This window comes from Mycobacterium sp. URHB0044 (assembly GCF_000620625.1).
Lineage (GTDB): Bacteria > Actinomycetota > Actinomycetes > Mycobacteriales > Mycobacteriaceae > Mycobacterium.
Genome location: NZ_JIAW01000003.1, coordinates 352880 through 365878 on the forward strand (window position 1 = coordinate 352880; position 12999 = coordinate 365878).

Here is a 12999-nt window from a genome sequence, read left to right on the forward strand (position 1 = left end):
CCCGCTAAACGCCGACCCGGCCCTCAGCCGCTGCCAGCCCGATATCGGTGCGGAAGTGGCTGCCCGGCAAGCGGATCGCGCCAATCAGCGTGTACGCGGCGTCGCGTGCCGCGGCCAGATCGGCGCCCGTGCCCACCACCGACAGCACGCGCCCGCCCGACGACACCACGGCGCCGTCGTCGCGTCGCGTGGTGCCGGCATGCAGCACGCCGTCGGCCTCCGAACCGGAGATGACGTCACCGAGACGTGGCCGCCCCGGATAGTTCTCGGCGGCCAGTACGACGGTGACGGCCGCGCCGTCGCGCCAGACGAGCGGCGGGTGTGTGTCCAGTTCCCCGGTCGCCGCGGCGTACAGCAGCTTCCCGAGTGGGCTGTCCAGCAGGGCCAGCACGGATTGCGTCTCGGGGTCGCCGAACCGGCAGTTGAACTCCACCACCGCGGGGCCCCGCGACGTCATCGCCAGCCCCGCATACAGCAGACCCGAGAACGGGCAGCCGCGCGCAACCATCTCGGCCGCAACGGGTTTGACGATGTCGTCGACGATCGCCGTGACCGCTTCGTCGGCCAGCCACGGCAGCGGTGCGTACGCGCCCATGCCTCCGGTGTTCGGTCCAGTGTCGCCGTCGCCGACCCGCTTGAAGTCCTGCGCAGGCAACAGGGGAACCACCGTCTCGCCGTCGACCACGCAGAACAGCGACACCTCGGGACCGTCGAGGAAGGACTCCAGCAGCACCGGGTGCCCGGAGTCGAGCAGCGCCGCCGCATGAACTCGGGCCGCATCGCGGTCGGCGGTCACCACGACGCCCTTGCCCGCCGCGAGGCCGTCATCCTTGACCACCCATGCCCGGTCGCCAGCCGACGGCCCGAACCTGTCGAGGGCGGCATCGAGATGCGCGGGGTTGTCGACGATCTCACTGGTCGCCGTGCGCACGCCCGCGGCGGCCATCGCGTCCTTGGCGAACGACTTCGAACCTTCGATGCGCGCCGCGCTCCTGCTCGGCCCGAAGCAGGCGATGCCCGCGGCCCGGACGGCGTCGGCCACGCCAAGCACCAATGGCACTTCGGGTCCGATCACCACCAGGTCGGAGCCGAGGCGACGGGCCAGCTCGACGACGGCCTCGCCGGAGGTGATGTCGACGTCGTACTGGTCGGCGATGATCGCGGTGCCTGCGTTGCCCGGCGCGACCGCCAACTCCTCCACGTCGGGATCTCGCCGCAGCGCCAGCAGCAGCGCATGTTCACGGGCTCCGGAACCGACGACGAGGACGCGCACGGTTGCCCACCCTAATCGCAGCGCAGCCTCTGGGTCGGCGATGCCCACTAGTTGCGGGCATACACTTGACTGCACGGTGTATGGTCTTAGGAAAAGTGCTTCACGTCACACGAGGAGGTGCGCCGTGGCCGTCACGGAGAACGCCTGTCCATTCCTGCCCGCCGGGTATGACTTCACCGACCCCGATGTCCTGGTCAAGGGCATCCCCGTCACCGAATTCGCCGAGCTGCGCAAGACCGCGCCGGTGTGGTGGAACGAGCAGCCGGAGTCGATCTTCGACGACGGCGGCTACTGGGTGATCAGCCGCCACGAGGACATCAAGGCCATTTCGCGCGACGGCGACCTGTGGTCGACGAACCGCAAGGGTGTCGTCATGCGCCTGCCCGAGGGCACCGACGCGGAGCAACTCGAGCTGACCAAGGCGCTGCTGATCAACCACGACGCGCCGGAGCACACCCGGTTGCGCAAGATCGTGTCGCGGCTCTTCACGCCGAGGGCGGTCGCGACGCTCGAGGAGAAGCTGGCCGTGGCCGCCCGCGAAATCGTCGCCGCCGCAGCGGAGAAGGAATCCGGCAACTTCGTCGACGACATCGCGATGCGCCTGCCGCTGCTGGCCATCGCCGACCTGATCGGCGTGCCGGAGTCGGATCGGGAGAAGTTGTTCGTCTGGACCAACTCGATCATGAACACCGACGATCCGGACTTCGAATCGGATTACGCCGCCGCCAATGCCGAGTTGATGGGCTACGCCTACAACATGGCCGAGGAGCGTCGCCGCTGCCCGGCCGACGACATCGTCACCCGCCTGGTCGAAGCGGACATCGACGGTGAATCGATGGGCGACGTCGAATTCGCATTCTTCGTCATCCTGCTCGCGGTCGCGGGGAACGAGACCACCCGCAACGCCATGACGCACGGAATGAACGCATTCTTCGAAAACCCCGACCAGTGGGAGCTGTTCAAGCGGGACCGGCCGGAGACGGCGGCCGACGAGATCGTCCGCTGGGCCACCCCCGTGCACTGCTTCCAGCGAACGGCGTTGGCCGACACCGAACTCGGTGGCGTCACCATCCGCGAGGGCCAGCGCGCCGGCCTCTTCTACAGTTCCGCCAACTACGACGAAGCCGTGTTCGACGACCCCTTCCGGTTCAACATCCTGCGTGACCCGAACCCGCATCTGGGCTTCGGCGGCAACGGCGCTCACTTCTGCATCGGCGCCAACCTGGCCCGCATGGAGATCAAGCTGATCTTCAACGAGATCGCCGACCAACTGCCCGACATCGCCAAAGTGTCCGAGCCGCAACGGCTTCGGTCCGGGTGGCTCAACGGCGTCAAGGATCTGCAGGTCTCCTACCGCGGCTGACGCGCCGGGCCAGCTATCATTCCCGGCGTGCGCACTCACGGCTGGTCGGGATCGGCCCCGGCAAGCGACGACGAGGCCGTCGAGCGGATCCTCGTCGCCGCAGGCAAGGCCATCGACGAGCGTGGCGCCGACTTCAGCATCGCCGACGTCGCCCGCACGCTCGGCGTCACGCGCCAAACCGTGTACCGGTACTTCCCAAGCACCGACGCGCTCCTGATTGCCGCAGCAGTGCGCGCCGCGGACGACTTCCTTTTGCGGCTGGCCGAGCACCTGCGCGGGATCACCGAGCCCGTCGAGGCCGTGACCGAGGCCATTGCCACCGCGCTCGAGTGGTTGCCGAAGGACAAGCACATCGGCCTGCTGATCGTGCCCGGCCGCGCCACCGCGCACACCGAGTCCGTGACGTCCGACGTCGCGCTGCAATTCGCCAACTCGATGCTGCGCCGTTTCGACGTCGACTGGGCCGCGCTGGGCTACACAGACGACGAGCTCGACGAGCTCGCCGAACACCTGCTGCGCATCATCCAGTCGTTCGTCATCGACCCTGGCCGCCCGCCGCGGACCGGCGAGGGCCTGCGCGACTACTTGAGACGATGGGTGGGTTCGGCCGTCACACGACCGTGAGCGGCAACGACTTCCGATCCTGGAACACCCACGTCGCGCCGCCACTGATCTTGGCGACCGCGACCTCGTCGAATTCCTTGGCGGGCGTATCGGTTTCGATGACGCGCACAGTCCAGTCGGACTGCGTACCGGACAGTTCGGCGCGCAGATGCGGATCGACCGCCGCGACGATGGCCTGCAGCGGCTTGTCCGCCACCGGCGAGCACAACGAGATCCAGGCGCCGTCCTCGTAGGCCGGTGACCTTCGGACGTGCAGGAAGTCCTTGTCGACGTCGACCGATACGTAGGCCGCCGGGTTCAGCAGCGGATGCAGCTCGAGGACGCGCAGCGCGCCCTTGACGCCGCCGGGCAGCGACAGCGCCCCGCGGATGCGCTCCGCCGCGACGCCCGCGATCCCGATGAGCTGTTTGGTGCAAATCGAATCCGCCAGGGCCGCATCACTTCCCGCCCTGGCGCGCACCGCGAGCGCGAACGACAGGTACAGCAGATGCATCTGCAGGCACACCTCGTCGGCGATTCGGACCAATGCCGAATGGGAGAACGCGCCGAAGTCGACGTCCGAGAGCAATGGCCCGGAGTAGTCGGCCTGGCCCTCGTCGGACGGATCGATCGGGTCGAGTTCGGTGTGCGCGGCACGGGAGGCGCCGACGACCTCGAGCGCCGGGATGCCGGAGACCTCCGGGTAGGACTCGTCGATGATCACCGTCCACGCGCAGTGCGGCTGGCGGTCCGACGGCGTCCGCGGTGGCCGGTGGATGGGCCGGATCTGCGCCTTCGCGTTGGTGGCGACGGCGGTGGCGTCGAAGGTGGGGTCTTCGATGTCGTGGCACATGCCGCGCACGTAGTCCTCGCCCATCGGCTCGACGTCCATGAGCGCGCCGCAGTGGTCGAGGTGGAACTCGCCGTGCCAGCGGTCGTGCACGGTGTAGCGGAAGTCCATGAATTGCGGTGGCGCGCCGATGTCCAGCTGCAGGCCCTTGAAGATCGTGATGACGTCGACGCCCTCGTAGCGCAGCGCCCTCTGCATCCGCCTGGTGTAGAGCGGGCTGGCGCCCATCCACTCCTCGATGGCGATCTGCAGCATCTCCTCGCGGCCGAATTCGGATATGCACCAAGCCATTCCGGAGCGGTCGATGAGCTGTCCGATCAGCAGGAGCTCCGGTACCAGGGTGGCCAGTTCGTCGCGGGAGAGCGCAGCGTACCTACTGTTCATCGAGTTTGCTCCCCGAGTGCATGTTCAGGGCCGCATTGACGTTGGCTCGTCTTTCTTCGGCCGTGTCCTTCCCACTCCCCTTCTCCGCATCCTTCCTCCGCTTGCCCGCCACCTTCGTCACGACCCCGTCCAGCTTGGAGCCAAGGGGAAAGCCTAGGTAGTGGGTCAGGAAGATCGCCATCTCCTTGAGCTCTTCCTCGGTGAGTTCGCCGTTGTGCAGGGCGGCGTTGACTTGAATCTCGGCGAGATCCGTTATGCCCAGCGCGGTGACGCAGGTCAGCGTCATCATGCGCTTCTCGCGCATCGACAGGCCTGGGCGGCTCCAGATCGTTCCGAACAGGTGATCGGCCGTCAGCGCGAAGTAATCACCCGGCATGTCGGGCATCTCCCAACCGTAGACCTCGTTCATCTTGTCGAGGCCCTTGCGGCGCAGCTCGTCCATCGCTATCCCTCACCCTCGTACGTCGAAGTCGTGTGCGGCACGCCGAGCCCGGCGGCCAGGTCACGCAAGGCGATCTCGGCCAGCGGCAGTTCGACCCCGGTGGCCTCGCCGAGGCCGAGCGCCAACCGCAGATCCTTCTCGGCCAGTCCGCGGGTATGGATGAACATGTCGTAGACGAAGTGGTCGGGCCCAAGGGGTTTGGTGTCGTCGCGCACCATGATCGCGCCTGGCCCGCCGCTCTGGGCGTCGCTGTGCCTGACCACCCGGCCGAGCTTCTGCAGGTCGATGCCCGCCGCCTCCGCCAGTTTCGCCGCTTCGCACGCGGCGGCGAAGCCGATGAAGGTCAGCATGTTCCGGGCGAGCTTCATCCGGGTTCCCGCGCCGGGCTCCCCCGCGCGGACGACCATCGAGGCCCACTGCTTGAACACCGGCTTCACGATGTCGTAGACCTCGTCGTCGGCCCCGACCATGACCGCGAGTTCACCCTTTTCAGCAGCGCCGGCACCACCACTGACTGGCGCATCCACGATGTGAATCCCCCTGGGCCGCAACTCGTCCGCCAGCTCACCGGCCGTGCCGGGTTCGATCGTGGAGTGGATCGCGATGACGGTACCGGGCTCGGCATGGGCCGCGAGTTCACCGACGACGCTGCGCACCTGCTCGTCGGTGAGCACGGTGACGCTGATGACATCAGCCTTTGCAACGTCGGCCACGCTGTCGGCGAGGCTGGCGCCCAGTTCGGCCAGCGGCGTCATGGCGTCGGTGCGCACGTCGAACACCGTCAGGCCGCCAGGCCATTCGACGAGGCGCTTGGCCATCGGTGCCCCCTGGTTGCCCAGGCCGATGTACCCCAACTTCAGCTCACTCATCTGATGATCTGTCCGCCGTCGACGTTGAAGATCTGCCCGGTGATCCACTTGGCCTGATCCGACAGTAGGAACAGGCACATGCCGGTCAGGTCGTCGACCTCGCCCATGCGCGACAGCGGGATTCCCTTCACGATGTCGGCGACCATCTCCTGCGGCGTGGTGCTCCGATTGGCCTCGGTATCGATGGGGCCGGGCGCGATCGCGTTGATCCGGATGTTCTGGCCGCCGAGTTCGGTGGCCAGCTGTTGAGTCAAGCCGTTGATGCCAACCTTGGCCAGCCCGTAGAAGTTCGAGTACATCCACGCCGCCGTCGAGGACTGGTTGACGATCGCGCCACCACCCCGCTTGGCCATCTTGCGGTACACCGCGCGGGTGCACACCAGCGCACCGTCGAGGTTCACGCTCATGAACTTCTTGTAGTAGTCCCAGTCGACGGTGATGAGGAAGTCGAGCTTCATCCCGCCGAAGATCGCGGCGTTGTTGACCAGGTAGTCGATGCCGCCGAACTCCGAAAGTGCCTGCGCAGCCATCTCCTTGGCCGACTCCGGGTCGGACACGTCGACACGCACCGCCAGCGCGTTGCCGCCCTCACCCTTGATGCCGTCGGCGACCTTCTGGGCGCCCTCGGTGTTGATGTCGGCGACCACCACGGCCGCACCTTCCCGAGCCAGCGCTTCGGCGTAGGCCTGACCGATGCCGCCACCGGATCCGGTGACGATGGCCACCTTGTCCTTGAACTGATCGCCGTAGAGTCCCACCGATGTCTCCTTAATTCGCTGCCGTGGCAATCGCCTTGGTCTCGAGGTACTCCTCGAAACCCGCGAGCCCCATCTCCCGGCCGATGCCGGACTGTTTGTAGCCGCCGAACGGCATGTCCGCCGAGTACCAGACCCCACCGTTGACGTTGACGGTGCCGACCCGCATCCGCGCCGCCACCGCGGCCGCCCGCTCGTCGTCTCCCGAGAACACCGTGCCCGACAGGCCGTACGGCGAGTCGTTCGCGATGCGCACGGCGTCGTCGTCGCCGTCGTGGGCGATGACCGTCAACACCGGGCCGAAGATCTCCTCCTGCGCCACCTTCGCACCGTTGTCCAGACCCGCGATCACCGTCGGCTCGATGAAGAAACCGGTGTCCCGGTCGGCGGGTCGCCCTCCGCCGCAAGCGAACCGGCCACCCTCGGCGACGGCGGAATCCAGGTAGCCCTGAATGCGGTCACGCTGGCGCGCGGAGATCACCGGCCCGCAGACCGTGCCCGGATCGTTCGGGTCGCCCGGCTTCAGCCCGGCCATGGTGCCCGCGGCGGCCTCGACCGCCTCGTCATAGCGTGCGCGGGGCACCACCAGCCGCGTGGTGATCGCGCAGCCCTGCCCTGCGTGCATCGACGCCGTGAACGCCGACATCGAGCACGCTGCCGCCAGGTCGGCGTCGTCGAGCACCAGAAACGCCGACTTTCCACCGAGTTCGAGGAACACCTTCTTGAGCGTGGCCGCCGCGTCGGACATGACGGCGCGCCCGGTGTTCGTCGACCCGGTGAACGACACCATGTCCACGCGAGGGTCCTTCGACAGCAGCGCACCAACCGAGTGGTCACTGGACGTGACGATGTTGACCACACCCGCGGGGAAGTCGGTGTACTCGGTGATCAGCTCGCCGAGAACCGCCGCCGCCCACGGTGTGTCGGGAGCGGGCTTGAGCACCAACGTGTTTCCCGCCGCCAGCGCCGGACCGATCTTGGCGAGGTTGATCTGATGCGGGAAGTTCCACGGCGTGATGGCGCCGACCACGCCGATCGCTTCCCGTGCGATCGTGCGGTGGGTCTTGATGCCCATCGGCGATGCGATGCCGTAGTCGGAGGTCCACTCATACGACTCCGCGGTGTCCGCGCAGAAGCTCAAATCCTCGACAGGGCCCTCGAGCTGAGCCATCGAGGTCAGCATCCGCGGCGCGCCGACCTCCGCGATCGTCAGCTCGCGCAGCTCCTCGACGTGATCACGCATCGCCTGTTGCAGCTGGCGGATGCACCGCACGCGGAGCTCGACGTTGGTGGCCCAGTCGGTCTCGTCGAACGCCCGACGGGCGGCCCCGATGGCCGAATCCATGTCATCGGCGGTGGCGTCGGCCGCGACGCCAAGCACCTCTTCGGTGGCGGGGTTGGCCGTCGGGAACGTGCCTCCGCTGCCCGTGACCAGCTTGCCGTCGATGAGAAGTCGACTCTCGCGATCGCTCAATAGCGCCATCGGAACTCCCCTGTGCCGAATCCGGTGTGGATGCCTGGACAACTGTCCGACCACGTTCCATCGAACCATAACCGCAGACCGCCGCCGGTCGCAAGGGTGGGCCGCCGCCTAGCCGCGATGCTGAAGATTCATGCACTTCACGCGCCATTTTGTCCGATGTGCTTGCCTCCGGGCGCGGTCGTCGGATAACTTGGACATGTGTCCAGCGATGCCGTGGTTGCCGCCCCAGGCGGATCACCGACCGACCCCGGCGAGACGACGCGCAACCGGCGGCAGGAGGAGACCTTCCGCAAGGTCCTCACTGCAGGCATGGCCATGCTCCGCGAGTCGTCCTATGCCGACCTGACCGTGCGGGCCGTGGCCGCGCGCGCGAAGGTCGCACCCGCCACCGCCTACACCTACTTCTCGTCGAAGAACCACCTGATCGCCGAGGTGTACCTCGACCTGATGCAGCAGGTGCCGTACTTCACCGACGTCAACGAGCCCATGCCGAGCCGCGTCGAGAAGGCGCTGCGCAGCCTCACGCTCGCGGTCGCCGACGAACCCGAGGTGGCGGCGGCGTGCACCACCGCGCTGCTGTCCGCGAGCGACCCCACCGTCCGCAAGGTTCGCGACCGCATCGGTGGCGAGATCCACCGTCGCATCAGGTCGGCCGTCGGGCCCGACGCCGATGCCCGCGTGGTCTCGGCTTTGGAGATGACGTACTTCGGCGCGCTGGTGAACGCAGGCAGCGGCGCCTTCACCTATCACCAGATCGCCGACCGGCTCAGTTACGTCGTCGGCCTCATTCTTGGAGAAGACGACCGATGAGCATCGAGACGACTGCCCCGATTCTCAACCCGTACGACTACCACTTCCACGAGGAGCCGTACCCCTACTACCGGCGCCTGCGCGACGAGGCACCGCTGTACCGCAATGAGGAGCTGAAGTTCTGGGCGCTGTCGCGACACAGCGACGTGCTGGCCGGCTTCCGCAACAGCACCACGCTGTCCAACCGGTATGGCGTCTCGCTCGATCCGATCTCGCGCAACACCGATGCCCATCGGGTGATGTCGTTCCTTGCGCTGGACGACCCGGCGCATCTGCGGTTGCGCACGTTGGTGTCGAAGGGCTTCACGCCGAGGCGCATTCGCGAGCTCGAGTCTCGCGTCACCGAGATCGCCGTCCAGCACCTCGATTCCGCGCTGCAGTCCACCGCCTTTGACTACGTCGAGGAGTTCGCGGGCAAACTGCCGATGGACGTGATCTCCGAACTCATGGGCGTGCCGGTGGCCGACCGCGACCGCATCCGCGGCCTCGCCGACGGCGTCATGCACCGCGACGAGGGCGTGGCCGACGTGCCCGCCGAGGCGATGCAGGCGTCAGCGGAGCTGATGGTCTACTACGCCGAGATGGTCGCCCAGCGCCGCAAGCAGCCCTCCGACGACCTGACGTCGGCGCTGCTGGAGGCCGAGATCGACGGCGACCGGCTGACCGACGAAGAGATCATGGCGTTCCTGTTCCTGATGGTCGTCGCCGGTAACGAGACCACCACCAAACTGCTTGCCAACGCGGCCTATTGGGGTTTCAAGAACCCCGATCAGCTGGCGCCGGTCTACGAGGACCACTCCCTCATCCCGCTGTGGGTCGAGGAAACGCTGCGCTACGACACGTCCAGCCAGATCCTGGCCCGCACCGTGTCAGGGGAATTGACGTTGTACGACACCACGATTCCCGACGGCGACGTGCTGCTGCTGCTGCCGGGGTCCGCCAACCGCGACGACCGCGTGTTCACCGACGCCGACGACTATCGCATCGGCCGCGACATCGGCTCGAAGCTGGTGAGTTTCGGCAGCGGTGCCCACTTCTGTCTCGGCGCGCACCTGGCTCGGATGGAAGCGCGCGTCGCGCTGACCGAACTCTTCAAGCGCATCCGCGGATTCGAGGTGGACGAGGCCAACGCCGTCCGCGTCCACTCGAGCAACGTCCGCGGATTCGCCCGCCTACCCATCACCGTGGAGGTTCGCTGATGCCCCGGTTCTCCCCACTCCCCGACCGCAGACCTGCCGTCGTCGCCGGTGCGTCATCCGGCATCGGCGCGGCCACTGCGATCGAACTCGCCAGCCGCGGCTTTCCCGTCGCGCTCGGCGCCAGGCGGGTGGAGAAGCTCGACGAACTCGTCGGCCAAATCCGCAGCGACGGAGGCGAAGCCGTCGCCTTCCACCTCGACGTCACCGATCCCGATTCGGTGAAGTCGTTCGTCTCGCAGTCCGTCGACGCACTCGGCGAGATCGAGGTGATGGTCGCCGGTGCAGGCGACACGTTCTTCGGGCGGCTGCACGAAATCAGCACCGACACGTTCGAATCGCAGATCCAGATCCACCTCATCGGCGCGAACCGATTGGCGACCGCGGTGTTGCCCGGCATGCTGGAACGTCAACGCGGCGACCTGATCTTCGTCGGCTCCGACGTCGCACTGCGCCAACGTCCGCACATGGGCGCCTACGGCGCGGCGAAGGCCGCACTCGTCGCCATGGTCACCAACTTCCAGATGGAATTGGAGGGCACCGGCGTGCGCGCCTCGATCGTGCACCCCGGCCCGACGAAGACGTCCATGGGTTGGAGTCTGCCCGCCGAGGCCATCGGACCCGCGCTCGAGGACTGGGCCAAGTGGGGTCAGGCCCGGCACGACTACTTCTTGCGCGCATCGGATCTCGCGCGGGCCATCACGTTCGTCGCCGAGACGCCGCGTGGCGGGTTCATCGCGAACATGGAACTTCAACCGGAGGCGCCGCTGGCCAGCGCCCCCGAGGAACGTCAACAGCTCAAGCTCGGTGAAGAAGGGATGCCTCCGGCATGACCACGACGACCGCTGTCCCCCGGGTGTCCGGCGGCGAGGAAGAACACGGACACCTCGAGGAGTTCCGCACCGACCCCATCGCCCTGATGCAGCGGGTGCGCGAGGAATGCGGCGACGTCGGCATCTTCCAACTCGCCGACAAGCAGGTGGTGTTCCTGTCCGGGGCCGACGCCAACGAATTCTTCTTCCGTTCCAGCGACGAGGATTTGGACCAGGCCGCCGCCTACCCGTTCATGACGCCGATCTTCGGCGAGGGCGTGGTGTTCGACACCGATCCCGAGCGGCGCAAGGAGATGCTGCACAACTCCGCCCTCCGGGGCGAGCAGATGAAGGGCCACGCCGCCACCATCGAACACGAGGTCCGCCGGATGATCGCCGGCTGGGGCGATTCCGGTGAAATCGATCTCCTCGACTTCTTCGCCGAGTTGACCATCTACACCTCGTCGGCGTGTCTCATCGGCCGCAAGTTCCGCGAGGAACTCGACGACCGGTTCGCCCATCTGTACCACCAGTTGGAGCGTGGCACCGACCCGCTGTGCTACGTCGACCCGTACCTCGACATCGAAAGCTTCCGCCTGCGCGACGAAGCACGCGTCGGTCTGGTGGCGCTGGTGCAGGAGATCATGAACAGCCGGATCGCGGCCGGGCGCCCCGACAAGGCCGACCGCGACATGCTCGACGTGCTGATCACCATCAAGGACGAGGAGGGCAACCTGCGCTTCTCGGCCAACGAGATCACCGGCATGTTCATCTCGATGATGTTCGCCGGGCACCACACCAGTTCCGGGACGTCGTCCTGGACGCTCATCGAGATGCTGCGCCACCCCGACGTCATGGCCGGTGTCATCGCGGAGCTCGACGACCTCTACGCCGACGGCCAGGAGGTGAGTTTCCATGCGCTGCGCCAGATTCCGAAGCTGGAGAACGTCATCAAGGAGACACTGCGGTTGCATCCGCCGCTGATCATCCTGATGCGCGTGGCCAAGGGCGAGTTCGAGGTGGCCGGCTACCCGATCCACGAAGGCGAGATGGTGGCAGCGTCCCCCGCCATCAGCAACCGGATTCCCGAGGACTTCCCCGACCCCGACGCGTTCGTGCCCGACCGGTACGACAAGCCGCGGCAGGAGGATCTGATCAATCGGTGGACCTGGATCCCGTTCGGGGCGGGCAGGCACCGCTGCGTCGGGGCGGCGTTCGCCACCATGCAGATCAAGGCCATCTTCTCGGTCCTGTTGCGCGAGTATGACTTCGAGATGGCGCAACCGGCCGACTCGTACCGCAACGATCACTCCAAGATGGTGGTGCAGTTGGAGCGCCCTGCCAAGGTGCGCTACCGGAAGCGCACCGGCTAGGAGACGCGATGGCATACCGGATCGAAGTCGACCTGGACCTGTGTCAGGGCCACGCGATGTGCGAACTCGAGGCACCCGACTACTTCACGGTGCCCAAGCGCGGCAAGGTCGAGATCCTCGACGCCGAACCGCCCGGCGACGCCAGAGACGAGATCGAACGCGCCGTCGCCATGTGTCCCACCCAAGCCTTGTTGATACGAGAGAAGGAAGACTGATGCCCTCACTGTCGCGGGACGAACTGGAGAACTGGGTCGAGCGGTGGCTGCAAGTCAACCGCGACGCCGAGAAGGCCGGTGACTGGAAGCCGTTGGCGGACTTCTACGCCGACGACGCCACCTACGGCTGGAACATCGGCCCGAAGGAAGACGTGATGTGCATCGGCATCGACGAGATCCGCGACATCGCGCTTGGCCTCGAGATGGCCGGCCTGGAGAACTGGACCTACCCGTACCAGAAGGTCATCATCGACGACAAGCAGGGCGAGATCGTCGGCTTCTGGAAGCAGGTCGCCACCGACTCCGATGGCACGCAGTCCGAGATCTACGGCATCGGCGGCAGCTGGTTCCGCCTGAACGCCGAGCTCAAGATCGAGTGGCAGCGCGACTTCTTCGACTTCAACCACGTCCAGAAGCTCTACCTCGACCTGATGAAGGCGGGCAAGCTCTCCGACGGCATGCAGAAGCGCATCGAGCGCAGCCTGGCCGGCGAGAAGCTGCCCGGCTACTACCCGCTTGGCAAGAGCCCGGTCCCGATTTGGTAGGTCTGGCGGCCAACCACCCGGTTGGT

14 protein-coding genes are annotated in these 12999 nt (G+C 66.8%); 8 read left to right on the forward strand and 6 right to left on the reverse strand.

Annotated features, from left to right (window positions below; translation table 11 throughout):
- Positions 1 to 4: 4 nt before the first annotated feature.
- Positions 5 to 1273, reverse strand: coding sequence for a phosphoribosylamine--glycine ligase (gene purD, locus N536_RS0108465; RefSeq protein WP_029113222.1), 1269 nt, complete (start codon positions 1271 to 1273; stop codon positions 5 to 7).
- 124 nt (positions 1274 to 1397) lie between these two features.
- On the opposite strand from purD, the gene N536_RS0108470 reads away from it, so the two are divergent.
- Together N536_RS0108470 and N536_RS0108475 are read left to right on the forward strand one after the other, a co-directional pair.
- Entirely contained in the window at positions 1398 to 2636 is a 1239-nt protein-coding gene (locus tag N536_RS0108470) for a cytochrome P450 (RefSeq protein ID WP_029113223.1), read from the forward strand.
- 27 nt (positions 2637 to 2663) lie between these two features.
- Positions 2664 to 3260: a TetR/AcrR family transcriptional regulator gene (locus N536_RS0108475; protein WP_029113224.1), complete on the forward strand. Its 597-nt coding sequence runs from the start codon at positions 2664 to 2666 to the stop codon at positions 3258 to 3260.
- On the opposite strand, the gene N536_RS0108480 is transcribed toward N536_RS0108475, so the two are convergent.
- From N536_RS0108480 to N536_RS0108500, 5 genes are read right to left on the reverse strand one after another with little or no spacing between them, the layout of a single operon-like run.
- The gene (locus tag N536_RS0108480) at positions 3247 to 4473 is read right to left on the reverse strand and encodes a hypothetical protein (protein ID WP_029113225.1); all 1227 of its coding nucleotides are present in this window, start codon (positions 4471 to 4473) and stop codon (positions 3247 to 3249) included. The genes N536_RS0108475 and N536_RS0108480 overlap by 14 nt on opposite strands.
- Entirely contained in the window at positions 4463 to 4915 is a 453-nt protein-coding gene (locus N536_RS0108485) for a carboxymuconolactone decarboxylase family protein (RefSeq protein WP_029113226.1), read from the reverse strand. Before N536_RS0108485 ends, N536_RS0108480 begins: the two co-directional genes overlap by 11 nt.
- A gap of 2 nt (positions 4916 to 4917) precedes the next feature.
- On the reverse strand, positions 4918 to 5784 hold the full coding sequence (locus N536_RS0108490) for an NAD(P)-dependent oxidoreductase (RefSeq protein ID WP_029113227.1): 867 nt from the start codon (positions 5782 to 5784) through the stop codon (positions 4918 to 4920).
- The gene (locus N536_RS0108495; RefSeq protein WP_029113228.1) at positions 5781 to 6542 is read right to left on the reverse strand and encodes an SDR family oxidoreductase; all 762 of its coding nucleotides are present in this window, start codon (positions 6540 to 6542) and stop codon (positions 5781 to 5783) included. The genes N536_RS0108490 and N536_RS0108495 overlap by 4 nt, the downstream gene beginning before the upstream one ends.
- 10 nt (positions 6543 to 6552) lie before the next feature.
- Entirely contained in the window at positions 6553 to 8022 is a 1470-nt protein-coding gene (locus tag N536_RS0108500; protein ID WP_029113229.1) for an aldehyde dehydrogenase, read from the reverse strand.
- Between the two features lie 198 nt (positions 8023 to 8220).
- On the opposite strand from N536_RS0108500, the gene N536_RS0108505 reads away from it, so the two are divergent.
- The 6 genes from N536_RS0108505 to N536_RS0108530 are packed head-to-tail and all read left to right on the forward strand — an operon-like array spanning position 8221 to position 12973.
- A complete protein-coding gene (locus N536_RS0108505; protein WP_029113230.1) occupies positions 8221 to 8832 on the forward strand; it encodes a TetR/AcrR family transcriptional regulator in 612 nt (203 codons plus the stop codon).
- Positions 8829 to 10031, forward strand: coding sequence for a cytochrome P450 (locus N536_RS0108510; RefSeq protein ID WP_029113231.1), 1203 nt, complete (start codon positions 8829 to 8831; stop codon positions 10029 to 10031). The genes N536_RS0108505 and N536_RS0108510 overlap by 4 nt, the downstream gene beginning before the upstream one ends.
- Complete coding sequence (locus N536_RS0108515) at positions 10031 to 10861, forward strand: SDR family oxidoreductase (protein WP_029113232.1); 831 nt, start codon at positions 10031 to 10033, stop codon at positions 10859 to 10861. The genes N536_RS0108510 and N536_RS0108515 overlap by 1 nt, the downstream gene beginning before the upstream one ends.
- Positions 10858 to 12213 carry a cytochrome P450 gene (locus tag N536_RS0108520; protein ID WP_029113233.1) on the forward strand — a complete coding sequence of 452 codons (1356 nt, stop codon included), beginning with the start codon at positions 10858 to 10860 and terminating at the stop codon, positions 12211 to 12213. Before N536_RS0108515 ends, N536_RS0108520 begins: the two co-directional genes overlap by 4 nt.
- Before the next feature lie 8 nt (positions 12214 to 12221).
- Positions 12222 to 12428, forward strand: coding sequence for a ferredoxin (locus N536_RS0108525; RefSeq protein WP_029113234.1), 207 nt, complete (start codon positions 12222 to 12224; stop codon positions 12426 to 12428).
- Positions 12428 to 12973 carry a hypothetical protein gene (locus N536_RS0108530; protein WP_029113235.1) on the forward strand — a complete coding sequence of 182 codons (546 nt, stop codon included), beginning with the start codon at positions 12428 to 12430 and terminating at the stop codon, positions 12971 to 12973. The genes N536_RS0108525 and N536_RS0108530 overlap by 1 nt, the downstream gene beginning before the upstream one ends.
- Positions 12974 to 12999 lie beyond the last annotated feature (26 nt).